This window comes from Mycetohabitans sp. B46 (assembly GCF_037389205.1).
Lineage (GTDB): Bacteria > Pseudomonadota > Gammaproteobacteria > Burkholderiales > Burkholderiaceae > Mycetohabitans.
The window spans coordinates 164,847-191,551 of the sequence record NZ_JADBGL010000001.1 but is presented as its reverse complement, the minus strand read 5'-3'; the positions used below and the strand labels follow the sequence as shown (position 1 = coordinate 191,551).

The 26,705-nt window shown below is 63.8% G+C and carries 25 protein-coding genes, 1 other RNA gene and 1 pseudogene; 12 read left to right on the top strand and 15 right to left on the bottom strand.

Going from position 1 to position 26,705, the window contains the following annotated elements; all coding sequences use genetic code 11:
- Window positions 1-79: 79 nt before the first annotated feature.
- Genes IHE30_RS00910 through IHE30_RS00900 form a run of 3 tightly spaced genes read left to right on the top strand, consistent with a single transcriptional unit; the run spans window position 80 to window position 2,219 of the window.
- The gene (locus tag IHE30_RS00910) at window positions 80-820 is read left to right on the top strand and encodes an amino acid ABC transporter permease (protein ID WP_337688072.1); all 741 of its coding nucleotides are present in this window, start codon (window positions 80-82) and stop codon (window positions 818-820) included.
- Window positions 820-1,497: a glutamate/aspartate ABC transporter permease GltK gene (gltK, locus tag IHE30_RS00905; protein ID WP_337688070.1), complete on the top strand. Its 678-nt coding sequence runs from the start codon at window positions 820-822 to the stop codon at window positions 1,495-1,497. The genes IHE30_RS00910 and gltK overlap by 1 nt, the downstream gene beginning before the upstream one ends.
- Window positions 1,494-2,219, top strand: coding sequence for an amino acid ABC transporter ATP-binding protein (locus IHE30_RS00900; protein WP_337688067.1), 726 nt, complete (start codon window positions 1,494-1,496; stop codon window positions 2,217-2,219). The genes gltK and IHE30_RS00900 overlap by 4 nt, the downstream gene beginning before the upstream one ends.
- Before the next feature lie 64 nt (window positions 2,220-2,283).
- Here IHE30_RS00900 and IHE30_RS00895 read toward each other — a convergent pair whose 3' ends face one another.
- Together IHE30_RS00895 and IHE30_RS00890 are read right to left on the bottom strand one after the other, a co-directional pair.
- Window positions 2,284-3,366, bottom strand: a complete 1,083-nt coding sequence (locus IHE30_RS00895) for a hypothetical protein (RefSeq protein ID WP_337688065.1) — start codon at window positions 3,364-3,366, stop codon at window positions 2,284-2,286.
- Between the two features lie 470 nt (window positions 3,367-3,836).
- Window positions 3,837-3,977, bottom strand: a pseudogene (locus IHE30_RS00890) (class II glutamine amidotransferase); the annotation flags it as partial.
- Window positions 3,978-4,161: 184 nt separating this feature from the next.
- Between IHE30_RS00890 and pyrC the strand changes: the two are divergent.
- The 3 genes from pyrC to rnpB all read left to right on the top strand — a co-directional run bounded on the left by pyrC (window position 4,162) and on the right by rnpB (window position 6,597).
- The gene (gene pyrC / locus IHE30_RS00885) at window positions 4,162-5,262 is read left to right on the top strand and encodes a dihydroorotase (RefSeq protein ID WP_337688370.1); all 1,101 of its coding nucleotides are present in this window, start codon (window positions 4,162-4,164) and stop codon (window positions 5,260-5,262) included.
- 14 nt (window positions 5,263-5,276) lie between these two features.
- A complete protein-coding gene (locus IHE30_RS00880) occupies window positions 5,277-6,176 on the top strand; it encodes a DUF3025 domain-containing protein (RefSeq protein ID WP_337688064.1) in 900 nt (299 codons plus the stop codon).
- Window positions 6,177-6,190: 14 nt separating this feature from the next.
- Window positions 6,191-6,597: RNase P RNA component class A (gene rnpB / locus IHE30_RS00875), an RNA gene on the top strand.
- 16 nt (window positions 6,598-6,613) lie between these two features.
- On the opposite strand, the gene IHE30_RS00870 is transcribed toward rnpB, so the two are convergent.
- A complete protein-coding gene (locus IHE30_RS00870; RefSeq protein ID WP_337688369.1) occupies window positions 6,614-7,036 on the bottom strand; it encodes an OsmC family protein in 423 nt (140 codons plus the stop codon).
- Window positions 7,037-7,674: 638 nt separating this feature from the next.
- Here IHE30_RS00870 and rplM point away from each other — a divergent pair.
- The 3 genes from rplM to erpA all read left to right on the top strand — a co-directional run bounded on the left by rplM (window position 7,675) and on the right by erpA (window position 9,082).
- A complete protein-coding gene (gene rplM, locus IHE30_RS00865) occupies window positions 7,675-8,103 on the top strand; it encodes a 50S ribosomal protein L13 (protein WP_013436283.1) in 429 nt (142 codons plus the stop codon).
- A 12-nt stretch (window positions 8,104-8,115) separates the two neighbouring features.
- On the top strand, window positions 8,116-8,508 hold the full coding sequence (gene rpsI, locus IHE30_RS00860; RefSeq protein WP_013436282.1) for a 30S ribosomal protein S9: 393 nt from the start codon (window positions 8,116-8,118) through the stop codon (window positions 8,506-8,508).
- A gap of 208 nt (window positions 8,509-8,716) precedes the next feature.
- Complete coding sequence (gene erpA, locus IHE30_RS00855) at window positions 8,717-9,082, top strand: iron-sulfur cluster insertion protein ErpA (RefSeq protein WP_041753846.1); 366 nt, start codon at window positions 8,717-8,719, stop codon at window positions 9,080-9,082.
- A 152-nt stretch (window positions 9,083-9,234) separates the two neighbouring features.
- Here the strand turns inward: erpA and IHE30_RS00850 are convergent, their stop codons facing one another.
- Together IHE30_RS00850 and IHE30_RS00845 are read right to left on the bottom strand one after the other, a co-directional pair.
- On the bottom strand, window positions 9,235-10,404 hold the full coding sequence (locus IHE30_RS00850) for an anhydro-N-acetylmuramic acid kinase (protein ID WP_337688367.1): 1,170 nt from the start codon (window positions 10,402-10,404) through the stop codon (window positions 9,235-9,237).
- Between the two features lie 193 nt (window positions 10,405-10,597).
- Window positions 10,598-11,851 (bottom strand): M23 family metallopeptidase, encoded by a 1,254-nt coding sequence (locus IHE30_RS00845; protein ID WP_337688058.1) that lies wholly within the window; start codon window positions 11,849-11,851, stop codon window positions 10,598-10,600.
- A 138-nt stretch (window positions 11,852-11,989) separates the two neighbouring features.
- Between IHE30_RS00845 and tyrS the strand changes: the two genes are divergently transcribed.
- Both tyrS and dtd read left to right on the top strand, forming a co-directional pair.
- Entirely contained in the window at window positions 11,990-13,234 is a 1,245-nt protein-coding gene (gene tyrS / locus IHE30_RS00840) for a tyrosine--tRNA ligase (protein WP_337688366.1), read from the top strand.
- A 46-nt stretch (window positions 13,235-13,280) separates the two neighbouring features.
- Complete coding sequence (dtd, locus tag IHE30_RS00835; RefSeq protein WP_337688057.1) at window positions 13,281-13,742, top strand: D-aminoacyl-tRNA deacylase; 462 nt, start codon at window positions 13,281-13,283, stop codon at window positions 13,740-13,742.
- A gap of 130 nt (window positions 13,743-13,872) precedes the next feature.
- Here dtd and ruvB read toward each other — a convergent pair whose 3' ends face one another.
- The 10 genes from ruvB to IHE30_RS00785 form a co-directional block, all read right to left on the bottom strand.
- Window positions 13,873-14,934 carry a Holliday junction branch migration DNA helicase RuvB gene (ruvB, locus tag IHE30_RS00830; protein ID WP_337688055.1) on the bottom strand — a complete coding sequence of 354 codons (1,062 nt, stop codon included), beginning with the start codon at window positions 14,932-14,934 and terminating at the stop codon, window positions 13,873-13,875.
- A 64-nt stretch (window positions 14,935-14,998) separates the two neighbouring features.
- Window positions 14,999-15,580 carry a Holliday junction branch migration protein RuvA gene (gene ruvA / locus IHE30_RS00825; RefSeq protein WP_337688053.1) on the bottom strand — a complete coding sequence of 194 codons (582 nt, stop codon included), beginning with the start codon at window positions 15,578-15,580 and terminating at the stop codon, window positions 14,999-15,001.
- A gap of 61 nt (window positions 15,581-15,641) precedes the next feature.
- The gene (ruvC, locus tag IHE30_RS00820) at window positions 15,642-16,184 is read right to left on the bottom strand and encodes a crossover junction endodeoxyribonuclease RuvC (protein WP_337688051.1); all 543 of its coding nucleotides are present in this window, start codon (window positions 16,182-16,184) and stop codon (window positions 15,642-15,644) included.
- 105 nt (window positions 16,185-16,289) lie between these two features.
- Window positions 16,290-17,855 carry a bifunctional phosphoribosylaminoimidazolecarboxamide formyltransferase/IMP cyclohydrolase gene (gene purH / locus IHE30_RS00815; RefSeq protein ID WP_337688050.1) on the bottom strand — a complete coding sequence of 522 codons (1,566 nt, stop codon included), beginning with the start codon at window positions 17,853-17,855 and terminating at the stop codon, window positions 16,290-16,292.
- A 68-nt stretch (window positions 17,856-17,923) separates the two neighbouring features.
- Complete coding sequence (locus IHE30_RS00810; RefSeq protein ID WP_013436270.1) at window positions 17,924-18,157, bottom strand: Fis family transcriptional regulator; 234 nt, start codon at window positions 18,155-18,157, stop codon at window positions 17,924-17,926.
- The gene (dusB, locus tag IHE30_RS00805; RefSeq protein WP_337688048.1) at window positions 18,154-19,218 is read right to left on the bottom strand and encodes a tRNA dihydrouridine synthase DusB; all 1,065 of its coding nucleotides are present in this window, start codon (window positions 19,216-19,218) and stop codon (window positions 18,154-18,156) included. The genes IHE30_RS00810 and dusB overlap by 4 nt, the downstream gene beginning before the upstream one ends.
- Before the next feature lie 147 nt (window positions 19,219-19,365).
- On the bottom strand, window positions 19,366-20,646 hold the full coding sequence (locus IHE30_RS00800; RefSeq protein ID WP_337688047.1) for a UbiH/UbiF/VisC/COQ6 family ubiquinone biosynthesis hydroxylase: 1,281 nt from the start codon (window positions 20,644-20,646) through the stop codon (window positions 19,366-19,368).
- A gap of 44 nt (window positions 20,647-20,690) precedes the next feature.
- Entirely contained in the window at window positions 20,691-22,280 is a 1,590-nt protein-coding gene (locus IHE30_RS00795) for an aminopeptidase P N-terminal domain-containing protein (protein ID WP_337688045.1), read from the bottom strand.
- A 19-nt stretch (window positions 22,281-22,299) separates the two neighbouring features.
- Window positions 22,300-23,043, bottom strand: a complete 744-nt coding sequence (murU, locus tag IHE30_RS00790; protein WP_337688044.1) for an N-acetylmuramate alpha-1-phosphate uridylyltransferase MurU — start codon at window positions 23,041-23,043, stop codon at window positions 22,300-22,302.
- Window positions 23,044-23,055: 12 nt separating this feature from the next.
- Window positions 23,056-24,105, bottom strand: coding sequence for an aminoglycoside phosphotransferase family protein (locus tag IHE30_RS00785; protein WP_337688043.1), 1,050 nt, complete (start codon window positions 24,103-24,105; stop codon window positions 23,056-23,058).
- Window positions 24,106-24,267: 162 nt separating this feature from the next.
- Here IHE30_RS00785 and IHE30_RS00780 point away from each other — a divergent pair, with 162 nt between their 5' ends.
- Window positions 24,268-26,643 carry an LPS-assembly protein LptD gene (locus IHE30_RS00780; RefSeq protein WP_443193562.1) on the top strand — a complete coding sequence of 792 codons (2,376 nt, stop codon included), beginning with the start codon at window positions 24,268-24,270 and terminating at the stop codon, window positions 26,641-26,643.
- Window positions 26,644-26,705 lie beyond the last annotated feature (62 nt).

Here is a 26,705-nt window from a genome sequence, read left to right as displayed (position 1 = left end):
CACTGACAGGCGTGAATGAAACGGAAGGGATGCTGCCTTGCCTCCAGGCGCGCCTTCCGTTTCTTTTTGGAGTCGAATCATGGGTTATCACTGGAATTGGGGCATTTTCATGACCCCGGTTTCGACCGGCGAGCCAACGACCTATCTGGGCTGGCTGATCTCGGGGCTGTGGAATACGGTCGCGGTGTCGTTAGGCGCGTGGGTGATCGCGCTGCTTGTCGGCGCGCTGATGGGCGTGCTGCGCACCGTGCCGAACAAATGGCTGTCCGGCATTGGCACGGTCTACGTCGCGGTGTTCCGCAACATCCCACTGATTGTACAGTTCTTTATCTGGTACTTTGTGCTGCCGGAGATCCTGCCGCCATCGATCGGCACGTGGTTCAAGCAGTTGCCGCCGAATGCGCAATTCTTCTCGGCATCGATTCTGTGCCTCGGGCTGTTCACGGCGGCCCGCGTCTGCGAGCAAGTGCGCTCGGGCATCAATGCGTTGCCGCGCGGACAGCGTGCCGCGGGCTTGGCGCTGGGCTTCACGTTGCCGCAGACCTATCGCCATGTGATGCTGCCGGTCGCGTTCCGGATCATTGTGCCGCCGTTGACCTCCGAGTTTCTCAATATTTTTAAGAACTCCGCTGTGGCATCGACCATTGGCCTGCTGGACCTGTCGGCGCAAGCACGGCAACTGGTCGACTACACTGCGCAGGCCTATGAGTCGTTCATTGCGGTGACGCTCGCTTACGTGTTGATCAACCTAGTGGTAATGGGCTTCATGCGCTGGGTCGAGAAAAAGACCCGGTTGCCGGGCTACATCGGAGGCAAATGATGCATCAGTTCAACTGGTCAGGCATCCCGGACGCGCTGCCGACGTTGTGGACCGGCGCGGTGATCACGTTGCAGATCACCGTGCTGGCAATCGTCGTGGGTATCGTGTGGGGCACGCTGCTTGCGCTCATGCGGCTGTCGGGGTTCAAGCCACTCGAATGGTTCGCGCGCGGCTATGTGACCCTGTTTCGCTCGATTCCGCTGGTGATGGTGCTGTTGTGGTTCTTCCTGCTGGTGCCCCAGTTGCTGCAGCGGTTGCTGGACGTGTCGCCCGATGTTGATATCCGGCTCGTGTCGGCGATGGTCGCGTTCTCGTTGTTCGAGGCCGCGTATTACTCGGAGATCATCCGGGCCGGCATCCAGGCCGTGCCGCGTGGGCAGCTCAGCGCCGCCTCCGCGCTCGGCATGACCTACGGCCAAGGCATGCGGCTGATCGTGCTGCCGCAGGCGCTGCGCGCGATGATGCCGCTGTTGCTGACGCAGGCCATCGTGCTGTTCCAGGACACGTCGCTAGTCTATGTGATCAGCGTCGCGGATTTCTTCCGGACTGCGGCGAACGTCGGTGACCGGGACGGCACGATCGTCGAGATGGCGCTGTTCGCGGGCGCCGTGTATTTTGTGATTTGCGTGGTGGCGTCAAGCCTCGTCAAGGGTCTTCAGAAAAAGGTCGCAAGATGATTTCGATCAAGAATGTTTCGAAGTGGTACGGGTCCTTCCAGGTGCTGACGGATTGCTCGGCCGAGGTCAAGAAAGGCGAGGTGGTGGTCGTGTGCGGCCCGTCGGGCTCGGGCAAGTCGACGCTGATCAAAACGGTCAACGGACTGGAGCCTTTTCAGAAAGGCGAGATCACGATCAATGGGCAATCGGTCGGTGATCCTAAGACAAACTTGTCGAGGCTGCGTGCGAAAGTCGGGATGGTGTTCCAGCATTTTGAGCTGTTCCCACACTTGTCGATCACTGAAAACTTGACGCTTGCGCAAATCAAGGTGCTCGGGCGCTCGAAGGACGAGGCAAGCGCCAAGGGACTGAAGTTGCTCGATCGTGTCGGCCTGAAGGCGCATGCTGATAAGTATCCTGGGCAGTTGTCTGGCGGTCAGCAGCAGCGTGTGGCGATTGCGCGCGCCTTGTCAATGGACCCGATCGCGATGCTGTTTGACGAGCCGACTTCGGCGCTCGATCCGGAGATGATCAATGAGGTGCTGGACGTGATGGTCGAGCTAGCGCAGGAAGGCATGACGATGATGTGCGTGACGCATGAAATGGGCTTTGCAAAGAAGGTCGCGCACCGGGTCATCTTCATGGATCGGGGGGCGATCGTTGAGGATGATCGCAAGGAAGACTTCTTCGCGAATCCAAAATCGGATCGCGCGAAGGATTTCCTGGCCAAGATTTTGCATTGACCGTAGCGTCCCCGGCGGCATCTGCTGTCTGGGAAGCGGCCCGTCGCCAGCGGTGGGTCGCACGCTACGGCTTCGCCACGTATGGGGTCCGCTTGGCCGTGGCGTCTTGAGTGGGTTTGGGCGGATTCGATGATGCGAGCGCGACGAAATTGACGGCCGACGATTCGTTGAGCAGCCCTTGGACGCTAAGCAGCGATTTGCCCTGGCCGTCGATGACGCCCATTGTCGTTGACGATCCGCCATCGCATGCGATGGCATAACCCGGATCGCGGTTGAATGCCCCAATCCGGGTGAGCGCGATGGCTAGCTCGGCCATTCGCATGCCTGTCGAGCGGACGCCGCGTACGCCGCTATCGTCTCCGGCGATGACCATTCTGTACTGGTTCGTTTTCAGCGCGGTGGGTGAGGCCGCGGGCTGAGACGACGATGGAAAATCGATTGCGCTGCGTGCATTCGGGTGCGACGCGTGACCGAGTTCTCCAGGGCGGTTCAGTGGCGTGTTCTCGAATGCATATTTCGGATTGGCCGCCTTTTCCGCGAGAAACTTGTTTTCGTATTGACCCGTGGTTTCGTTAACCTGCGCCAGCAATGGCGCGAGGGTCACATAGGATCCGTTCGGAAAAGTTACCTTATGATAGTCGTCCTCATAGGCGTCTTGGGGTCGCACACCTTCGATTTGCTTGATTCCTTTGACTTTGGCGTCGCCGATCGGGGCGTTCGCTGCGTACGATTTGATACCGATCTCGTCTTCTCTGATGCCGGTGTGTCCGTAGAACCCTCCATTGATATACGCGATAGGGCCGGGCGGGTCGCGAGATAGCAGCTTGCTTTTCAAAGACTGGTTGGGGGACATCAATTGCCGCATTTCTTTATCTGACAGGGCGCTGACGACGTACGGTTGTTTGCCGCCGCCTGCCAGGTGTGGCACATATCTATCTGTGGGGATTGCGAGGTACTCAAGCCGTTTGGGGCCGTTCGATGTATCGATCCCTTCCATGCCGACACTGTCGAATACTTTGGCATCGCCCTGGATCTTCACGTGAACGATGCCCGTGCCCGGTATGGCGCGCACACTGACAGGCCGATTACCTAGACTAACCTGACGGACCGCTTCGCGGAACTTTGCAAGTGGCGAATCGGGAGGCACCGATAAGCCCGTCGATCGCTGAGCTGCTGCTGCGCGATTGCCGCTGGAGTCCGGTTTGCAGCCATCGGCTTGGGTGGGGTCGCTCGTCGATGAGGCGGGTGGCGCCGAACCGCGCCCGAGGACAGGGAAGCATTTCAGCATGGTGTGGGATAGCCTCCGTGGCGGACATGGAAAGCATAGACGCAAAGCCGGCTCGGCCCGCGCGATTGTACCGGCGCCGTCGCCATCTGATGAAGGATAGCTTGCAGGTGATGCGCGGCACCGCTAAGCGCGAAACGGGTAATGCCATACCGAATCAGTCAATTCGGTTCAAAGGGGGCTACCGGTAGCGGGCACGGAACGGGCAACGTTACGCTTGCGCTGCTGCGACGTCGTCCGTGGACTCGATGGTGAACTCGCTGTCCTCGGTGGTGTTCAACATGGACGCCACGGTGGCCTTGCACCGTGGCTCTTGCGCCTTAGCTGCCACGTCGGCAGGCCTTGTCTTCGAAGAACGCGATGCCGAAGCCATCGGCATGATGGTCGGTGACGCCGCCACGCGCCGCGAAGCCCGTGAACGAAAAGGTCACGTCCGTGAGCGCCGCGCAATTCATTCCGAGCAATTGGCGCATGATGCGAAAACGCGGTGCTGCGCGAGCGCGCTTAGCGCCCGCTACAATGATATTTTTGAAGAATATCACCGAGTCCGAGGCCGCCCAAGCTGAAATAGCGATGTATGCGTCGCTGCTTCGCCTTGACGCGTGAGCACGGACGAGCCTTCGCATGCGTGATGCGCATGCTCAACTGCCGATCGACATGAACCCGTCCCAGACCCATTCCACTGCAGCCGGCGCCGCCGCCTCGGGCACCGCCGCGCTGACTCTCGTCCGCCCCGATGATTGGCACTTGCACGTGCGTGACGGCGCGATGCTCGAAGCGGTGCTGCCGCATACCGCCCGGCAGTTCGGCCGCGCGATCATCATGCCGAATCTGAAGCCGCCGGTCACCACGACCGCCCAGGCTGGCGCTTATCGGCAGCGCATTCTTGCCGCGCGTCCCGTGCAGGGCCCTGGCGCCGCGTTCGAGCCGCTGATGACGTTGTACCTGACCGACAACACGTTACCGGACGAAATCCGGCGGGCCCGCGAAAGTGGCTTCGTGCACGGCGTGAAGCTGTATCCGGCCGGCGCAACGACCCATTCGGACGCCGGTGTCACGGATCTGCGCCACTGCACGGCTACGCTGGAGGCGTTGCAGCAGACCGGCCTGCCGCTGCTGGTCCACGGCGAGGTGACGGATCCGTCAATTGACGTGTTCGATCGCGAAAAGGTGTTCATCGACCGGGTGCTCGAGCCGTTGCGGCGTGATTTCCCAGCGCTCAAGGTGGTGTTCGAGCACATCACGACGCGTGACGCGGCGCAGTATGTGCGCGACGCGGATGCGGCGCCGGGCACGCTGGGTGCCACGATTACCGCTCACCACTTGCTGCTGAACCGCAATGCGATGCTGGTCGGCGGCATCCGCCCGCATTATTACTGCTTGCCGGTGCTCAAGCGGGAGGCGCACCGCGTGGCGCTCGTCGAGGCGGCTACCTCGGGTCATCCGCGCTTTTTTCTCGGTACCGATAGCGCGCCGCACCCGAAGAGCCTAAAGGAGCACGCGTGTGGCTGCGCCGGTTGCTACACGGCGCTGCATGCGCTGGAGCTGTACGCGCAGGCCTTTGATGAGGCCGGTGCCCTGGACCGGCTAGAAGGTTTTGCGAGCTTTCATGGTGCCGACTTCTATGGATTGCCGCGTGCCACCGACACGGTGACGCTCGAGCGCACAAGTTGGACGTTGCCCGAGGCCATCGACGCAGGCGGCATCAGCGTGGTGCCGCTCAAGGCCGGCGAAGCGCTCGGCTGGAAGCTGCGCTGACGCGCATGGCGGCCATGCCACCGCTGCGTGAGGCCGTAGCGCGAATCGACTGGTCGCGACCGTGGTTCGCGCCGTTCCGGGCCCATGGAATGCGCTGGCAACGGGTGCTCGATACGTATGGGGTCGGCGCGTGGCTCAGCACGATGACGCAGGATGCCCAAGCGGCGTCGCTGTGCATCGGCGCTGACCTGCCGCTGACCTTCGTGGCGCAACATTTGTTGCCGCCCGGCACGCGTTACGAAGCGCACATTGCTGCGACAGGTTGTGTGCCCACGCGCGACAATCTGCACGATTTTTTTAACGCGGCGAGTTGGCTTGCTTTCCCGCGAACCAAGCTCGCCACGATCGCCTGCGGCATGGCCGAGGCACGGTGGCAGGCAGGGGCACCCGTGGCAGGCAACGGCAGGGGGCCGGTACGCGATGCACTAGCCCACTTTGACGAAAACGGCGCGATCTTTGTGACTTCCGATGGCTCACTAGCCGAAGCGCTGCGCGCTTTCGACTGGCGCCGTCTGTTTGTCGACCATCGCCATGCGTGGTCTGCACGATGTGCTGTGTACGTGTACGGCCATGCGCTGCTGGAGAAGCTGCTCGCGCCGTATCGCGCCTGCACCGCGCACGCATGGGTCTGCCAAGTTGAGCCGGACTGGTTCGATGCGCCCACGGCGCAGCGCCAGGCCGACGTGGATGCCCGTGTTGCCACGGCACTCGTCGAAGGCAACGTCAGCGATGACCTACTGCGGCAAGTGCCGCGCGAGCGGGCCCAAAAGGGGGGGACACTGACGATCGCGCGGTTTTCGCCGCTGCCTGTGCTTGGCGTGCCGGGTTGGTGGGCGGCCAACGCCGATCCGCGGTTCTATGGGGACACGTCGGTGTTCCGCGTGGGCCGGCGCGGGTCGCGCCACCCATGCTAAAATGACAGTCACGCAAAGTAGGCCAGACAGCCGCGGCTGCCGTGCATTGCGCGGGGGCGAGGAAAGTCCGGACTCCACAGGGCAGGGTGATGGCTAACAGCCATCCGTGGCGACACGCGGAACAGGGCAACAGAAAGCAAACCGCCGATGGCCCGGCGCAAGCCGGGATCAGGTAAGGGTGAAACGGTGCGGTAAGAGCGCACCGCGGCTGCGGCGACGCAGTCCGGCACGGCAACCTCCACCCGGAGCAATTCCAAGTAGGCAGGCGCGCGCCGGTAACAAGGCGCAAGGACGGGCCCCGTCCTGACCTGCGGGTAGGAAGCTTGAGCGCGTCAGCAATGGCGCGCCTAGAGGAATGGCTGTCACGCGCGCCGGGTAACTGGCGCACGCACAGAATCCGGCTTACCGGCCTGCTTTGTCCCCTTTCGTGACACGCGCTACGCGTCAACGATCTCGAACGAGTGCGTGAGTTCCGCGCTCTTGGCCAACATGATCGAGGCGGAGCAATACTTGTCGTGTGACAGGTTGATCGCGCGCTCGACGGTCGCCGGGTTCAAGTTCCGGCCGCTTACCGTAAAATGGAAGTGGAGCTTCGTGAATACCTTCGGGTCTTGGCTTGCCCGCTCGGCTTTCAGCGTGACGTTGCAGTCGACAATGTCTTGGCGACTTTTTTTCAGAATCATCACGACGTCGTAAGCCGTGCAGCCCCCGGTGCCCAGCAACACCATTTCCATCGGTCGCGGGGCTAGGTTGCGGCCACCGCCTTCCGGTGCGCCATCCATCGCTACCATGTGGCCACTGCCTGTCTCGGCCACGAAAGCCATCCCGTCTTTGCCTAACCAGCTGACCTTGCATTCCATCGCGCGTTTCCAGACCTGAGCTTGCGTACATTGTAACGAACGCGCACGAGCGCTGTCGCGCGCCGCTGCCGCGTGAGCATCGCATCGGCCGACGCGAAGCAACGGGATCTCGCCATGGTGGATCGGGCCGGCTGCGGACGGCGGCGAAATCGCCATGGTTGATTCGGCGTCGCGAGGTGAAGCGCGCTCGCTGGTCGGGCCGCAGCGTCGGCGAGAGGTGATTAACTCATTGATACAAAAGGGGATGCCGCTCTTTGTGGTGTTATTGCGACATTTCGTATGATGGGGGTGAGTTTCACAATGTAGTTTTCATTGAGGCTTATCCGCATCATCCCTATAATGCTGTCTATTGGTCGACGCACACTTGCTCGACCCCCGCTTGTCTCCTCCACCTCCCTCCTTTGGTGGATTGAACCCGAACATTGATTCGGGTTTTTTTTCGCCATGATGTGGGCTGCGCTAGGGCTAAGTTAGGGCCCGGGTAGCGCCGCAGTAGCGCCCGGTCTGAAAACCCTTTATAATTCAGAGCTTTTCCGAAAATGCCCGCGGAAGAAGAATCAGGGAGAGCCTGCGCCGCGCCATGACGCGCATCCACAAGCAGGACCACAGAAGGGCAGAGCATCTCATTTGGATCGATCATGAAGACGTTTTCCGCCAAAGCCCACGAGGTGAAGCGCGAATGGTACGTGATTGACGCGACGGACAAGGTCCTCGGCCGTGTCGCCAGCGAAGTGGCACGCCGCCTTCGCGGCAAGCACAAGCCGGAGTTCACGCCGCACGTCGATACCGGCGATTTCATCATCGTCGTCAATGCTGGCAAGCTAAAGGTCACCGGCAACAAGACGACCGATAAGAAGTACTACCGTCACTCGGGCTATCCGGGCGGCATCTATGAAACGACTTTTGGCAAGATGCAGGAGCGTTTCCCGGGCCGTGCACTTGAGAAGGCTGTCAAGGGCATGCTGCCGAAGGGCCCGCTCGGCTACGCGATGATCAAGAAGCTGAAGGTCTACGCGGACGCGACGCACCCGCACACCGCGCAACAACCGAAGGCGCTCGAGATCTAAGGAGCCAGTCAGATGATCGGAAATTGGAACTACGGTACCGGCCGCCGCAAGAGTGCAGTGGCTCGCGTGTTTATCAAGGCTGGCAAGGGCGACATCGTCGTCAATGGCAAGCCCATCGCCGACTACTTTTCGCGCGAGACATCGCTGATGATCGTGCGTCAGCCGCTGGATCTGGTGAACCATGCGAACACGTTTGACATCAAGGTCAACGTGGTTGGTGGTGGCGAAACCGGCCAGGCTGGCGCCGTGCGTCACGGTATCACCCGTGCGTTGATCGACTACGATGCGACGTTGAAGCCGACGCTGTCGAGCGCTGGCTTCGTGACGCGCGATGCGCGTGAAGTCGAGCGTAAGAAGGTAGGTTTGCACAAGGCACGCCGTCGCAAGCAGTTCTCCAAGCGTTAAGCGCGCGCCGCGATGGAGCGCAGGCCAGGTTCACCTGCAGGCGCTGGCATCGTGCAAAAAACCGCGGATCAGCCGATCCGCGGTTTTTTCTTGGTGCGCCCAGCATGGGCGCACTTCTGCAGGGGCAAGTCCCTGTTGGTTTCAGGGCCTTCGGCACGATGTTCAGAACAGTCCTAGAATAGCGTTGAAGGCATTTTTGGAGAACTCGATGAACGCTTTGACCGACACCGCTGTGACCGAGATGCCGGCCCCGCTCGTCTTCACGGACGCAGCCGCCGACAAGGTCAAACAGCTGATCGATGAAGAAGGCAACCCGGAACTGAAGCTGCGCGTGTTCGTGCAAGGCGGCGGCTGTTCGGGATTTCAATACGGCTTTACGTTCGACGAAGAAGTCAATGAGGACGACACCGTGATGGACAAGAACGGCGTTCGGCTGTTGATCGACTCGATGAGTTATCAGTACCTGCTAGGCGCGGAAATCGACTACAAGGACGATTTGAACGGCGCGCAATTCGTGATCAAGAACCCGAACGCGACCACCACCTGCGGTTGCGGCTCGTCGTTCTCGGTGTAAGCGTACGCTTACCGAAAGGTAAGCGCATCGTTACCGAAATCAGTCGGCCGGCCCTTCACGAGTCGGCTCACTACGGGGGCGGATCAGCCCCGTTGTCATTTATCCCCCGCCGCTGACGCGTGCCGCCGTGGGCCGCGTGCGAACGGCACGGCTTAGCGCGGATACAGCGCGCCGAGCACGCGGTCGCCCGCGGCACCGGTGACGGTTGGCAGGTTGCCAGGCAGGCGTGCGACATGGCGCATCGCCAGCCACGCGAATGCCAGTGCCTCAACTTGATGTGCGGCAATGCCGAGGGCATCCGTGGTTTCGACGCGAGCGTCCGCCGTGCCAGCGCGCTGCAGCGCAGTTTGCAACGCCGCCAGCAGGACGGCATTGCGTGCGCCACCACCGCATACATAGACGGCCCGGCACCCGCCTGCCTGATGTTTGATGTCATGCGCGACGGTCTGAGCCGTCAACGCGACCAGCGTCGCTTGCACGTCGTGCGGCGCCATGTCGGCAAACGACGTGAGCCGGCGTTGCAGCCATAACGCGTTGAACAAGTCCCGGCCGGTGCTTTTCGGGGGCGGCGCGCTGAAAAACGGCTCGTCGAGCAACGCGCGCAACAACGCGTCGTTGACCTGTCCGCGGGCGGCAAATCGACCATTTTCGTCGAACGGTGTGCCCAAATGGCGTTGTGCCCAGTGATCAAGCAACGCGTTCGCCGGGCCGCAGTCGAAGCCGCGGACTGGTCCGCGCGGATCCAGAATCGTAATGTTGCTGATGCCTCCGAGATTGCACACTACGCGGGTCTCGTGCTCGTGCGCGAACATCGCCGCATGAAACGCCGGCGCGAGCGGGGCGCCATGGCCGCCCGCCGCCACGTCGCGCGCGCGGAAATCGGCGACGACGTCGATACCGGTCAGCTCCGCCAGCAACGCCGGATTGTTGATCTGCCGCGTATAGCCGAGTTCGGGGCGGTGCCTGATCGTCTGTCCGTGCACGCCGATGGCGCGCACGTGTCTAGCTGATACCTGTGCGCTGGTTTGCAGCGTGTGGCAGCACGCCGCATAGTGCGTCGCCAGCGCGTTGGCGGCACGGGCTTCGCGGTGCACTTCGTTATCCGCTGGAGCCTGCAACGCGAACAAGGCATCGCGCCACTCGGACGGCAAGCTGATGAAGGCCTCGGCACGGACCTGGGGCCGGCCTTGCGTAAAGTCGACGATCACGCCGTCGATACCATCCATGCTCGTACCTGACATCAGGCCGATATATAGCCCGTCGGCATCATGCGCCTGTCGTGAGCGAGTGTGGCCGCCGTCGTGTTCGGCGCTGAGTTGTATCACCTAAAGCTCCCGATGGCATTGAGCGGTGCGTCGGCCCGATGACCAGCGTGCATGATCGACGCGGCACGCCACGGCTGCATTGCAGCCATGGCGATGCACCGCAAGGTGGCATGACGTTGGCCATGGCGATGCGCCGCACGGCGGCATGACGTTCGCCATTGTGATGCGCCGCACGACAGCAGGATGTCCGTCATTGTGATGCGACGCGCGGCGGCAGGACGTCGCCGTCGATCGATAGATTCGCCGAGTATTGCTCGAACGCGTGTAGCGTGGCACCACGCAATGACGCGGGTTGACTGACCGATGCCGCGAGCGGATTCACATGGCGGCCCTGGTGCCGCACCTCATAGTGCAGGTGCGGGCCGGTTGCCCAGCCGGTGCTGCCGACATAGCCGATCACGTCGCCGCGCGCGATTTTTGCACCGATTCTCAGTTTCGGCGCAGTTCGCGACAGGTGGGCATACACGGTCTCATAGTGCCGAGCATGGCGCACCACGATCATCTTGCCATACCCGTGCCGCCAACCCGAGAATGTGACAGTTCCAGCCCCGCTTGCCCGTACCGGCGTGCCGCGCGGCGCGGCCCAATCTACGCCGTTGTGGAACGCACGGCGTCCGGAAATCGGATGCACGCGCTCGCCGAAGCGTGACGACAGTCGGGCACTGGCAACGGGACGCGGATCGAGCCCGCGTTGCAGCGAGTGCCCGTTGGCGGCATAGAAGCCGCCGTCGCGCTTGCCCGGTGGACGGTACCAAATGGCGCGAACGGGCGCGGTACTGACAGCATAGACCTCGAGGACGAGGATGCGTCGGGTACGGGATGACTCGCCCTGGGCTGTGCCCAGCAGCGCGCGGTAGCGCTGTCCGCGCAATGGGCCGGCCAATGCGCGCATGGTCGGCAGCGCGTCGAGTGCTGCGTCGATCGAGCTGCTCAGTACGCCTGCTTGCCGCATCGCGCTGGCGAATCGGCTGTCGAGCGCGCCAAAGAGCACGCGCTCGGATTGGCCGGCAGCCCGGTCTGGCTCGTCCAGCCGCAGTGGGCTGGCACCTGACAGCGCACCGGCCGCTTGTGGCGAATGTTCCGCGGCGGATGTCCCGATGGTAGCGCTGGCGAAGGGCGCAGAAGCAGCTAGCGCGGCGGCCACGTAATCGCCATACGGGCCCAGCGCCGTGCTGCGCCAACTGATGGCGCGCAGCATGCTGCTGTTGACCTGGGCTTGCGTGGCCGCTGAGCGTGCCGACGTGTATGCCGAATGTGCCGGTATCGCGAGTGCAGATACCACGGCGGGCGCGTACGGGATCGTGCGTGCGATCATGACGCTCAGGTTCACGGACGCGGCGGCGATCGGGTGAATGATCGCCTGCTGGCGCCGCACGACAAATTGACGCAGCGATACGGTGCCGCTGCGCGCGAGTGCAAAAACCTGCCGGAAGCAGTACCACATCACGTAAAATCCAGTTCTTGCACGAGAAAAGCGACGGCCTTGAGGGTGGTTCGAGGTAGGGTTGCGAGGTGCGGCGCGTGACGAGCGCTGCCGTGCCGCTCGTGATTCGATGACAGTTTCGTGAAAAGTTCCCGCCTGATGAGTACCGAGTCCAGCGTTGCCGTGCCGTCCCTGCCCATTACCGATGAAGTCCGTGCCGCGCTGACGATAGCACGCCGTGGCTGCGACGAGTTACTGATTGAGGACGAGTTTGCGCAGAAGTTGGCAAGGAGCGCGCAAACCGGCAAGCCATTGCGCATCAAGCTCGGGCTCGACCCGACCGCACCGGACATCCACATCGGACATACCGTGGTGCTCAACAAGATGCGCCAGTTGCAGGACCTGGGCCATACCGTTATTTTTTTGATCGGCGACTTCACGTCGTTGATCGGTGATCCGTCGGGGCGCAACCAGACACGCCCGCCGCTTACCCGCGAACAAATCGAGGCTAATGCGAAGACTTATTTTGAGCAGGCCGCGCTGGTGCTCGATCGTGAAAAGACCGAGATCCGCTACAACAGCGAATGGTCAATGCCGCTGGGCGCCGACGGCATGATCAAGCTTGCGTCGCGCTACACCGTGGCGCGGATGCTCGAGCGCGACGACTTCACCAAACGGTTCCAGAGCGGCGTGCCGATCTCGATTCATGAATTCCTATATCCACTGATGCAGGGATACGACTCGGTTGCGCTGCAATCGGATCTTGAGTTGGGCGGCACCGATCAGAAGTTCAATCTGCTGGTGGGCCGTGAGTTGCAGAAGCAGTATGGCCAGGAGCCGCAGTGCATTCTGACGATGCCGCTGCTCGAAGGACTGGACGGCGTTGATAAGATGTCCAAGTCCAAGAACAACTATGTCGGCATCAGCGAGAAGCCGTCCGACATGTTCGGCAAGCTGATGAGCATCTCGGACATGCTGATGTGGCGTTACTTTGAGTTGCTCTCGTTTCGCAGCCTCGAGGAGATTGCAGACTTCAAGCGGCAGGTGCAGGCTGGCCGCAACCCGCGCGAGCTGAAAGTGCTGCTCGCGCAGGAAATCGTCGCTCGTTTCCACTCGCAGACCGAGGCGCAGCGCGCGCTGGAGGATTTCAATCATCGTGCGAAGGGCGGGGTGCCGGACGATATTCCGGAGATGGCGTTGAGTGGCGCGCCGCTGCCGATTGGACAATTGCTGAAGCAAGCTGGCCTGGTGCCGTCCACCAGCGAGGCATGGCGCAACATCGAGCAGTCCGGCGTGAAGATTGATGGCACGACGATCACCGACAAAGGGTTGAAGCTCGACGCGGGCGTGTATGTCGTGCAGGTCGGCAAGCGGCGCTTTGCGCGCGTGACGCTGTGCGCTTAGTGCAACGGGTAACCCGACCACAGCCGAGTCCTAGCGAGGACTTGCGGTGATCGCATTGATTCAGCGGGTCGCGCGAGCCAGCGTGCAAGTCGATGCGCAGGTGAGGGGTGCGATTGGCTCCGGGCTACTCGCGCTCGTCTGCGCGGAACGCGGCGACTGCGAGGCCACGGCGGACAAGCTGCTCAGCAAGCTGCTTGGCTATCGCGTATTCAGCGATACACAGGGCCGGATGAACCTGTCCGTGCGCAACATTGACGGTGCCGGCGGTGCGGGCGGCCTGTTGATCGTGTCGCAGTTCACGCTGGCGGCTGATACGAGTAGCGGCTTGCGTCCCAGCTTCACCCCCGCCGCGCCACCAGACGAAGGCAAGCGGTTGTACGACTATTTCGTCGCCCGTGCGCGGCAGCAGCACCCCATCGTCCAGACCGGTGAATTTGGCGCCGCGATGCAGGTATCGCTGGTCAACGATGGCCCGGTGACCTTCTGGCTGCGCGTGCCGGCCGTATGACTCGAGTGATCGAGCACGCCGGCGAGCGCAAAGTCTTGGCCGCTCGTGAGCTGACGCCGGCCGCCACGCGCTGGCGCAGTCGGCTCGATACGCCGTCGGCCAGCCTGCGGAGGCGCATCGCGCAAATCGGCTATTCGCCGCTGGTGCTCCACAAGTCGCGGATCGGTCCCGCATCCGGCGCCGCAAGGCCGAAGTGACGATAGGCGAGCAGCGTCGCGACGCGTCCGCGCGGCGTGCGCTGCAAATAGCCTTGCTGGATCAGATAAGGCTCGATCACGTCTTCGATTGTGTCGCGCTCCTCGCCGATCGCGGCGGCCAAGTTGTCTAGGCCCACCGGGCCGCCATCGAACTTGTGCAGGATCGCCTCCAGCAGTTTGCGATCCATCAGATCGAAGCCGACCGGGTCGACATCGAGCATCGCCAGCGCCGCATCGGCCGTCGTCGCCGTGATGCGGCCGTCGGACTTGACCTCGGCATAGTCTCGCACGCGACGCAGCAACCGGTTTGCGATCCGTGGCGTGCCGCGCGAACGCCGCGCGATCTCCAGCGCGCCTTCGGATTCGATCTGCGCGCCAAGCAGGTGGGCCGAACGCTGGACGATTCGCGCCAATTCGCCCGCGGTATAGAATTCGAGCCGGGCGACGATGCCAAAGCGGTCCCGCAACGGGTTGGTCAGCATGCCGGCGCGGGTAGTGGCCCCCACCAGCGTGAACGGGTGCAGGTCCAGCTTGACGCTGCGCGCGGCTGGTCCCTCGCCGATCATGATATCGATCTGGTAGTCTTCGAGCGCCGGGTACAGGATTTCCTCGACAACCGGCGACAACCGGTGGATCTCGTCGATGAACAGTACGTCGTTCGCCTCGAGATTGGTCAGCAGCGCAGCCAGGTCGCCGGCCCGTTCGAGCACCGGTCCGGACGTCTGGCGCAGGTTGACGCCCATCTCCCGTGCGACGATGTGCGCGAGCGTGGTCTTGCCCAGCCCCGGGGGGCCGAACAGCAACACGTGGTCGAGCGCTTCCGAGCGGCGCTTTGCCGCTTCAATGAAGATCTCGAGCTGCCCGCGAACCTTTTCCTGCCCCACATATTCGTCCAGCAGCCGCGGGCGCAGCGCCCGCTCGAGCGCTTCCTCGTTGGGCGACGCGGGGGTCGCTGCAATGACGCGCTCCGAGCCGAGTTTGTCCGTTTCGATCATGGGCTGATTGTACCGCGATGCCGCCGGCATGCCAGTTGCCACGCCGTGCTGCGTCCTGTGAGTTTCATGCCTTCGACAATGCCTTCAGAGCAAACTTGATGCCGTCCGACACACCGGTGCCGGCCGGCACATTCTTGATCGCGGCAAGCGCTTCTTTCTCGGAATAGCCGAGCGAGAGCAGGGCATGCAGAATGTCCGGCGCATGGTCGGACGATGACGCAGCCGAGGCGGCCGCGCCGATGTCGGCGCCCAGTTTGCCTTTTAACTCGAGCAACAGTCGCTCGGCGGTTTTCTTGCCGATGCCCGGCACCCGCGTCAGGCGGACGGTATCCTGCTGCGTCACTGTCTGCGCAAGATCGCTTACGCTCATCCCGGAGAGCACCGCGAGCGCCATGCGCGCGCCGATGCCGCTGATCTTCAGCAGTTCGCGAAACGTCTGCCGCTCCTGCTGCGTGAGAAAACCATACAGCAGGTGAGCGTCCTCGCGCACGATCAGTTGGGTCAGCAACGTGACTGTGTCGCCAGTGCCTGGAAGGTTGTAGAACGTGCTCATCGGCACGTCGACCTCGTAGCCGATGCCGTTGCAATCGACCAGCAGATGTGGCGGGTTTTTCTCGAGCAGGATGCCCGCAATGCGACCGATCATGACGAATCAATGTAGGGTGGATGCGCGAGTGTAGCGTATCGCGGCATGGACACTGCGCTGGTCAGCCGATCAGCCGGCCACGTCGCACGCGATAGCCTTTCTTCGTCAATGCCGGCGCGAGCGTGCCGAGCGTGTTGATCGCCGCGCCGCTGTTCGCGTGGCAGATCGCCATGCCGAGCGCGTCGGCGGCGTCGGTGCCGGGCAAGCCGCTCAAGTTCAGCAGCCGGACCACCATCTGCTGCATTTGGTCTTTGGTCGCGCGCCCGTAGCCGACCACCGCTTGCTTGAGTTGCAGCGCGGTGTATTCGGCCACCGGTATGCAGCCCGATACGAGTGCGCAAATTGCCGCGCCGCGCGCCTGCCCCAACAGCAGCGTCGACTGCGGATTGACGTTGACGAATACTTTCTCGATCGCGGCCTGATCCGGGCTGTGCTCGCGGATCAGTGTTGCCACGCCGTCGAAGATCGTGCCCAGGCGGCTCGGCAGATCGGCGTTTGCGGTACGGATCACGCCGCTGGTCACGTAGGTGAGCGCGTGTCCGTGCTTATCGATGACGCCAAAGCCGGTGACGCGCAAGCCCGGGTCGATGCCAAGGATTCTCATCGCGTCACTATAACCGACTGGCGTTGCCCCGATGCGGCTGTGCACTGCACCGTCCACCTTGAGACGATCGGCCGCACCGGCGTCGACATGGAAGCGCCCACGGCGTCAGTGACGGAAATGCCGCGTACCGGTGACGACCATCGCGACATTGTGCTCGTCGGCGGCCGCGATCACCTCGTCGTCGCGCATCGAGCCGCCGGGCTGAATCACGCAGGTTGCACCGGCCGCGACGACCACGTCGAGCCCGTCGCGGAACGGGAAGAACGCATCGGAGGCGACCGCCGAGCCGGTCAACGACAGCTTCGCGTTTTGCGCCTTGATGCCGGCGATGCGAGCCGAATCGACGCGGCTCATCTGGCCCGCGCCAACACCCAGCGTCATGCCGTTCGCGCAAAACACGATCGCATTGGACTTGACGAATTTCGCGACGCGCCAGGCGAACAACAGGTCGTCCATTTCCTTAGGCGTCGGATGCCGTTTTGTGACCACGCGTAACTCGTGCGGCTGCACGTTCTTCATGTCCGGCGACTGCACCAGCAAGCCGCCGCCGACGCGCTTCAGATCGTACGCATTGGCTGCGTTGCCCAGCGGCACCTGCAGCACGCGCACGTTCTGCTTCGCAGCGAAGACCTGTCGCGCCGCGTCGGTCAACGACGGCGCGAGCAGCACTTCGACGAACTGCTTGGCGACTGCTTGCGCAGCCGCTTCGTCGACTTCGCGATTGAACGCGATGATGCCGCCGAATGCGGAAGTCGGGTCGGTCTGCAACGCCTTGGCGTACGCGTCGGCCGGCGTCGTCGCCACGGCCACGCCGCATGGGTTCGCATGCTTGATAATCACGCATGCCGGCGCGTCGAATGTCTTCACGCATTCCCATGCCGCGTCGGCATCGGCGATGTTGTTGTACGACAGCGCCTTGCCCTGCAGTTGCCGGTAGTTGGCCAGCGAGCCTTCGGCAGATTGCAGGTCGCGATAGAACGCTGCGCTCTGGTGCGGGTTCTCGCCGTAGCGCAGGTCCTGCACCTTGGTGAAGGCCAAATTCAGCGTGGCCGGGTACGCGCTGCGTGTTGTGTGCTGCAGGTCCTCGCCGAGGCTGGTCAGGTAGTTCGTGATCGCGCCGTCGTATTGCGCGGTATGCGCGAACACCTTGGTCGCGAGCCGGAAGTTGGTCGCGTAGCTGACCGTGTTGCCGTTCGCGCGCATTTCGTCGAGCACCGTCGCATAGTCGGCCGGATCGACGACCACCGTCACGTCGCGGTGGTTCTTCGCCGCCGAGCGCAGCATCGTCGGGCCGCCGATGTCAATGTTCTCAATGGCCTCGTTAAGCGGGCATTTCTCCTTCGCGACAGTTTGCACGAACGGATAGAGATTGACGACGAGCATGTCGATCGTCGGGATCCCATGCTGCTCGAGCGCAGCCATGTGCGCGGGCACGTCGCGCCGCGCGAGAATGCCGCCATGGACCTTCGGATGCAGCGTCTTTACGCGGCCGTCGAGCATTTCCGGAAAGCCGGTGTAGTCGGCCACCTCGGTGACTGGCAGGCCCGCGTCGGCGAGTAGCTTGGCCGTGCCGCCTGTGGACAGCAGGGTGACGCCAAGCTCATGCAGGCTTTTGGCGAAATCGACAATGCCTGCCTTGTCGGAAACGGAAATGAGCGCTTGCTTGATCATGATGAAAAAAGAACCCGAAGCTGCGCTTGCGCGCGAATGACAAATGTGCGCCAGGCACGGGCGCTGCGCTACAGCAGGCCATGCTCCTGCAGTTTCTTGCGCAGCGTGTTGCGGTTGATGCCGAGATATTCGGCTGCCAGAGACTGGTTGCCCCGCGCCTGCTCAAGGACGATTTCCAGCATCGGTTTCTCGACGCAGGACATCACCATTTCATAGACGTCATGTGGGCGGGATCCGTCCAGATCGCGGAAATACATGCCGAGACTGTCGCGGACGCATTGTTCGATGTTGTGCTTGCTCATGCTGCTAATCGGTCGGTGTCGGGTGGCGTGTCGTGCTTGCTGGATTCGTCGTCGACGTAGACGAGGCGCTCCGATTGCGCCTTTTGGGCGTCGAAGAACGCGTTGACCGCCGCCAGTTGTTCCCGGGTGGAATCCAGCGTGTTCATTCGATGCCGGAATGCGTTGGCGCCGGAAAGGCCGCGAGTGTACCAGCCGATGTGCTTGCGTGCGGTGCGCACCCCGGTAAATTCGCCATAAAATGCGTAATGGTCTTGCAGGTGCTCGTTCATCCACTGCTGGACCTCGTCGATCCGTGGCGGTGGCAGCACCTCTGCGGTGGCTAGAAAGTGCCCGATTTCGCGAAACAGCCAGGGCCGGCCTTGCGCCGCGCGGCCGATCATGATCGCGTCCGCGCCGGTCATCGACAGCACGTCACGCGCCTTGTGCGGCGTCGTGATATCGCCGTTGGCGACTACCGGGATGCGCACCGATGCCTTGACCGCGGCGATCGTGTCGTACTCGGCCTGACCCCGATACAAATCCGCGCGCGTGCGCCCGTGCACGGTGAGCATCGAGATGCCGGCCTGCTCGGCGAGCCGCGCGATCGTTAGCGCATTGCGGTGTTCGCGATCCCAGCCGGTGCGGATCTTCAGGGTGACGGGGACGGCATCCGGCCCGGTGCCGACTGCACGCACGACTGCCTCGAGAATGCGTGCCACCAGCGCCTCGTTCTGCAGCAGCGCGGAGCCTGCCGCGACGTTGCAGACCTTCTTGGCCGGGCAGCCCATGTTGATGTCGATGATCTGCGCGCCATGCGCGACATTGTATTGCGCGGCCTGCGCCAGCATCGCCGGATCGGCGCCGGCGATCTGCACGGCGATCGGCTCGACCTCGCCGTCGTGATTGGCACGGCGCATCGTCTTTTCGCTTTTCCACAGCTGCGCGTTGGACGCGACCATCTCCGACACCGCGTAACCGGCCCCCATTCGCTTGCACAACTGGCGAAACGGGCGGTCCGTCACGCCGGCCATCGGGGCGACGAACAGATTGTTGCGCAGTACATGTTTGCCGATTACAGGCATCGGAAAGGGCGACGCGCCGCTACCCGGCTGGGCGCGGCGCGATCCGAAAGACGTTGGAAAGGGGCGTATTTTAGCGTTAACCGACGGCGAGCCCCGAGCGCCGTGAAAGTTCAATGCGTGCCACTGCCGTCATCAGCTTGGCTTCACTTAACGCCGCTGCCCGAACATCATCTGCCGCGCGAGCGCTGTCTTGACCGGGGGCACCAGGTCCAGCGCGCCGAGTGCCAGCCCGCGCAGCGCCGCTAGCGGCGCGAAGTCAGCGGTGAAGGCGCGTGCCAGCACGTCGGTCGCGGCGATGGTCACGCGCCGGTCCAGCGCACGGTGTGCGGCGAAGGCACGCAGCGCGGCTGGCTCGGGCCCGTGGTGCGCGAGTGCGTCGAGCAGCGCGTGCGCGTCGCGCAGCCCGAGGTTCAGCCCTTGTCCGGCGACCGGATGCAGTGTTTGCGCCGCATTGCCAATCGATGCAAGGCGGCGATCGGTCAACGTGGTCAGCGCATGGAGTCCAAGGGGGAAGGCTGCGCGCGCGCCAACCTGCTCGAAGCGGCCCATCCTGTCGCCGAATGCCCATTGCAACTCGGCTAGCCACTGTGCGTCGGACAGCGCCATGCGCCGCGCGGCCTGGGTCGGATCGCAGCACCAGACCAGCGCATAGTCTGCCTGCCGTGGGCCGCCGAGCGGCAACAGCGCAAGAGGCCCTTCGCGCGTGAAGCGCTCCCATGCGACGCGCGGTTGTGGCGCGCTCACGCTGACCACGGCCACCAGCGCCGTCTGGCGATAGTCGCGCTGGGCGTGCTGGCCGGCGGCCAACCGCGGCGATGCGGCTTCGTGGTACACCCCACCCTCCGCGTTGACGACCAGACGCGCACGCACGACGCGTTGCGGTGTCGCGGCGCTCGCCTTGCCATCGGGAATGGAGGGTGCACCGATCGGCTCGATCGGCAGCGAGACGCCGTGTTCGTCCTGCCGCGGCGCGCGAGCCACGCTCGAGCTGATCCAGTCGCAGCCGGTGGCACGCACCGCCTTGGCTAGCGCATGCACCAGCGCGCCATAGCGCACCACGTAGCCGAGCGCCGGCACGCCGTGCTCGTCGCGCTCGATCACGGTGCGACCGAGGTAACCGCGCTGCGACACGTGGATGCGCTCGATCGGTGTCGCGTCGAGCGGCCAGCCAAGCGGCTCGAGCAGCATGCGGCTGCCGTGCGACAAAGCGAGCGCACGCGGGTCGTTCAGCGATGCATCGGGTTCGCGCGCATCGATCAACGCAACACGCAATGCACGGGTGCCGCCGCGGCGTGCGAGCCAGCCGGCGAGCGCGAGCCCAGCCGGCCCGGCGCCGACGATGGCCACGTCATAGTCGTATCGCGCCGCGTCAGCGCGCGCATCGGGTACCGCATCGTGCGCGGATCTGGCGGGATTCGATTCGGTCATGGTGCAAAGCAAAGGTCCGTGAAATTCTGTCGCGCGGCCGCGCGTCACGCGCGCGCCGGCGCATCGCGCATCCAGGCTTCGATATCGTCGGCGTGTACCGGCACCTCGCGGGTTATCAGCTCGCAGCCGTGGGTTGTGACGATTGCGTCATCCTCGATGCGGATTCCGGTGTTCCAGTATGCGCGCGGCACATCCGGCGCGGCGCGCACGTATAGGCCGGGTTCGATGGTCAGTGTCATGTTCGCGCGCAAGCGGCGCCACGGACGTTGCACGTCGCGCTCGGCTGCGTCCTGCGCCGGCCCCCCGGCGTTCTGGGGGCCCGAGTAGGGAGTGTCCGAGGAGGCGGTGCCCGCGCAGGCGGTATTGGGGTTTTGAGCGGCTGGGCTTTGACCGGCCAGGTCGGGATCCGGCTCGCGATAGTCACCGCAGTCGTGCACGTCCATGCCGATCCAGTGACCGGTGCGATGCATGTAGAAGCGCGTATAGGCGCGGCTGGCGATCACATCGTCGAGCGTGCCATGCACGGCCGCGTCAAGCAGCTTCAAGTCGAGCATGCCCTGTGCCAGCACGCGCACCGCCGCCTCGTGCGGCGCATCGAACGGCACGCCGGCGCGTGTCGCGTCGATTGCCGCCTGTTGCGCCGCCAGCACGACGTCGTACAAATCACGCTGCGCCGCCGTGAAGCGACCGTTGGCCGGAAACGTGCGAGTGATATCGGACGCGTAGCCGTCCAGTTCACAACCCGCGTCGATCAGGACCAGGTCGCCGTCCCGCACAAGCGCGTTGCCGGCAGGGTAGTGCAGCACGCAAGCGTTGGCGCCCGCCGCGACGATCGAGCTGTATGCCGGCGCCTGCGCACCGTGGCGGCGCAAAGCGTATAGCAGTTGTGCTTCAAGTTCGTATTCGCGCACGCCCGGCTTGCACGCCCGCATGGCTTGCAGATGCGCGCGCGCCGAGATCGAGGCGGCCCGGCGCATTGTGTCCAGCTCGTGTGCGTCCTTGATCAGACGCATCTCATCGAGCAGGATCGACAGATCGACTTGATGCATCGGCGAAGTGCGGCCGCCGCCGCGTCTGCTCGTCTGCTGCCATCGCTGCACGGCCTCGTCCAGCCCCGGCCAGGTGTCGCGTGCGTAATGCAGCGTGTGCGCATTGGCCAGCAGCGCCGGCATCCGGGCGTCAAGCTCATCGACTGAGTAGGCGGCGTCTACGCCGAATGCCTGCTGCGCGCGTTGTGGTCCGTACCGCATCCCGTCCCAAGTTTCGCGCTCGATATCGCGCGGCAGGCAGAACAGCGTCGTGAGCGACTGCGCTGCGTCGGCACGGATGACCAGCCAGGCGTGCGGCTCGGTGAACCCGCTCAGGTAGAAGAATGCGCTGTCATGCCGATACGGATACTCGGTGTCGCGGTTGCGAATCGCGATCGGTGCGGTCCGCACGATCGCTACGCCGCCGCCATGGGCGCGCAGTGCATCGATCACCCGCTCGCGGCGGGCGCGATACAGCGCCGGGCCGGCAGGCGGCCCGGGCAGTGCGTCGTCCGCCTTAGGGGGCGGGCCGTCGGCAGGGGCAGGGGGGCGCGTATTTGTCGGCATGTCGCGCTGCGCGATCGGGCTCGTCTCTGGGGTATCCATGGCGCGATTGTAGCGCCGGCTACGTGCGGGCCGCGCATAGCGCACGGTCCAGCGCGTCCAGTTGCGCCGGGGTGCCGATGTTTGCCCATTGTCCGCGGAACAGCTCGCCGCTGGCGCGGCCCGCGGCAATCGTCGCGCGATAGTACGGTGCGAGCGCGCATCGCGTGCCGCGCGGCAGGTTAGCGAACATCCGCGTGTCGTATACACCGATGTTGCCGAACGTGTAGCGCGGCTCACCGTCCAGACTCAGCCAGGTGCCGTTCAATGCGAAGTCGCCGCGTGGATGAAAGGATGGGTTCGGCACCATCACCAGGTGCATGCCTGGCGCGTCGAGTGCGCTCAGCCGTTGTGCCGCCGCATGTAGCCGCGCGTAATCGTAGTCGCAGTAGAGGTCGCCGCTCACGGCCACGATGAGCGCCGGCGTGCCGCGGTGCTCCAGCAGTGCACGGGCCTGCGCGATGCCGCCGGCCGTTTCCAGTGCATCGACTTCCGGCGAGTAGCGTAGCGTGACGCCGAAACGCTGGCCGTTGCCCAGGCGCGCCTCGATCTGTTCGCCCAGCCAGGCGTGGTTGATCACGATCGTGGTGAAGCCGGCTGCGGCCAGCCGCTCAATTTGCCACTCGATCAGCGCTCGTCCGCCCACCTCGAGTAGCGGCTTCGGACGGGCGTCGGTCAGTGGTCGCATCCGCTCGCCGCGTCCGGCGGCAAAAATCATCGCGGTATCCAGCGTCGCATCAACGCCTTGCGCTGCGCGTTCAAACATCATCTGCCCCGTTCAGAACGTGTAGCCGACTTGCACCGCGCGCCCTTCGAGTTCGTCTAGCAGTACGGCGAACGGTGTCAATTCCCGGTAGCGTCGGGCCACCTTGCGCGCATAATCGATAAAGCGCGGCACGTCGGTCAGGTAGCGTGGCTTGCCGTCCCGGTAGTGGAGGCGGGCGAACAGCCCAATGATCTTGATGTGCCGTTGCAGGCCCATCCATTCGAGTTGCCGGTAGAACTCACCGAAATCCGCGTGCACTGGCAGGCCGGCCTGGCGCGCCCGCTCCCAGTACCAGGCGAAGCAGTCCAACTCAAACGACTCGTCCCAGCTGACGAACGCATCGCGTAGCAGCGATGCGACGTCGTAGGTGAGGGGGCCATGCACCGCATCCTGAAAGTCCAGGATGCCGGGGTTCGGCTCGGTCACCATCAGATTACGGGGCATGAAGTCGCGCAGCATGAACACCTGGGGTTGCGCGAGCGCGCTACGCACGAGCGCGGCGAACGTCGTGTCAAGCGTCACACGTTGCCTGTCGGTCAGTGCCAAGCCCAGATGCCGCTCGACGTACCATTGCGGCATCAGCGCCATCTCGCGGCGCATGAACGTTTCATCGAACACCGGTAGTACGCCAGGGCGCGACGCCGACTGCCACCGGATCAGTGCGTCCAGTGCGTCGCGCATCAGCGCGCGCGCATTGGCCTCGTTCAGCACGTCGATGTAGACGCTCGTGCCCAGATCGGTCAGCAGCATGAAGCCGCGCTCGACGTCCTGTGCGAACACCCGGGGCGCGTGCAGCCCCGTGTCGTGCAGCAGCGCGGCGATTGCGGCGAACTCACGACACTTCTGTGGCGGCGGCGCGTCCATCGCGATCAACGTGCCGCCTTCGCCGGCCGAACTGGCCGCGACCCGGAAATAGCGGCGAGAGCCCGCGTCCGAGGCGGCGGGCGTCAGCGTGGCGGGCGCGAGCCCCAGTGCCGCGGGCAGCGAGCCGAGCCAGTCGCGCAGCAAGTCCAGCCGGGGATCGGCAACGGCGAACGAGGGGCTTGCGCAGGTTTGCGTCATGAAAGTTGCGGGGATACGAAAACGTCTTGCCCTATAATACCCCACGACTTTTTTGATGCGACCGGCACCGGCGCGGGCCCCGAGGCCGGGGCGGGCAGCTCCGCCGCGACGTTGCCCGGGCGGCCGCTCATGCCGGGCGGCGTCGCTTCGTCCACTGCATTCATGCCGCCAACACAGCTCGATCGAACGAATTTGTCACCCGCGCCCCATTCGCGACGCATGCCTTGCCTGACGCACGTCGCCGCCGCCTTGCTTGCGGTACCGGGATTCCTGCCGGCGCTTTCACACGCGCAATTGACCGGTGCGGCCGCGCAGCCGACCCGGCTGGATGCGCCGTGGGGACTGCGCGTCGCGCCGCAGCTCGAGGAGCATGCGCTGCCATCGGGCGCGCCGCCGGCGGTGTTTGGGCTGAGCGAAGTGGCTAGCGGCACCGCGGATCGCGACGCGTCGCTCGAGGGCAGTGCCGAGTTGCGCCGCTACACGTCTGTGATCAAGGCCGATTCGATCCACTACGATGTGGACACCGACCTGGCCGAGGCATTCGGCAATGTGCATATCGTCCACAACGGCAATGCGTTTGCGGGACCGGACGCGCACTTGAAGGTCGGCGCGTCCGAGGGCTACATCACGCGGCCGAAGTACCACTTCAACCTGACCGGCGGCTCCGGTGCCGCCGAGCGGATCGACATGATCGACGATGCGCGCTCGGTCGTGCACCGCGGCACGTACACCGGATGCCCGTGCGACAGCGATCCGGCGTGGTACGTGCGGGCCACGCGGTTCGATATGGATACCGACGCGAACCTGGGTGTTGCGCGCAATGGCGTGGTGTTCTTCCAAGGTGTGCCGATCTTCGCTAGCCCGTGGCTGTCGTTTCCGCTCTCCGGCGGGCGCCAGAGCGGCTTGCTGCCGCCGACTGTCACGATGAGTTCGACCACCGGCTTCGAGATGTCGCTGCCGTATTATTTCAATCTCGCGCCGAACTACGATCTGATGCTCACGCCCCGGATCATGTCGCGGCGCGGCGTGCTGATTGCACCTAGTTTTCGCTACCTGTCGCCGACGTACTCGGGCAGCCTCACCGTTGAGTACCTGCCGTATGACCGCACCGCGCACACCAAGCGCTATGCGGTGTTCTTCAACCACAGTCAGAACTTGGGCAACGGCTTCGGCGGGTATATCTACTACAACCGAGTCTCGGACAAGACCTATCCGGAGGATCTTGCGTCGGGCAACGCGTTCCTGCTGGGCACGCAGATGCTGTACCAGCAGGAAGTCGGCTTGACTTACAACAGCGGCCCGTGGGCCGCACTGCTGCGCGAGCAGCATTGGCAGACGCTGCCGCCGTCGACGGCGCCGTATGGCCGCGAGCCACAACTGAACGTGAAATACAGCCGCTATAACGTCGGCGGCTTGGACTTCGGTGCCGAGGTGGACGCGACCCGCTTTTCGATCACCACGGCCGATGCGACCGAGGGCGCGCGCTTCGTGTTCAACCCGTACGTCGCGTATCCGATCCTGCGCCCCGGCTACTTCTTCACGCCGAAGGTGCAGTGGCATGTCGCGTCGTACGACCTGTCCACGATCGGCGCGGACGCACCCACCGGCCAGCCCAAGCGTTTCAACGTCAGCGTGCCGACGCTGAGCCTCGACGCCGGCCTGGTGTTCGAGCGCAGCATCCGCCTGTTCGGCCAGGCCTACATCCAGACGCTGGAGCCGCGCCTGTACTATGTGTATACGCCGTACCGAAACCAGCAGTTCGCGCCATTGTTCGATACCGCCGAGGCGGACTTCGGCCTGGCCGAGATCTTCACGGCGAGCAGCTTCGTCGGCAATGACCGCGTTGCCGATGCAAACCGGCTGACCGCGGCGCTCACGTCGCGCTTCATCGACGCGGTGTCCGGCGACGAGCGGGCGCGCTTCGTAATCGCACAGCAGTATTATTTTCGCAACCAGCGCGTGACGTTCACACCATCGCAACCGGTGTCGCAGGCCGCGCACTCGGACATGATTATCGGTTCATCGTTCAAGCTCGGCGACGGCTTTGCAACCGAGCAGGCGTTCCAGTACAACCAGAACAACAATCAGCTGGTGCGTACCAACCTCGGATTTTCATGGAGTCCGGCCGAGCGTCGCGTGCTGAACGCGGCGTACCGGTATACGCGCTCGAACACGACGCTATCCTACGAGCCGATCAACCAGTTGGTGATCTCCGCGCAATGGCCGCTTGCGCGGCGCCTGTACGGCGTGGGCCGGGTGAATTACGACCTCGTCCGGCACCGCCTGGTCGACGCGTTGGCGGGCTTCGAGTACGATGCGCACTGCTGGTCGTTCGGCATCGGGTTCCAAAAATACGCAAACGGCGTCAACAGTTCGAACCAGCCGTCCACCGGGACGCGGATGCTCGCGCAACTGCAACTCAAGGGCTTTGCGACGATCGACAATGGGCTGGGACCGCAATTCCGGGCGAGCGTGCCGGGTTACCAGCCGGTGCCGCCGCTGCCTGCCCCGCAGGCCCGGTTCACCCACTATCAATGAGACAATGTCGGTCGGTGACGGACGGTGTCCGGCCCGCGCCGGTTTTTACTTGAACGGAGTAA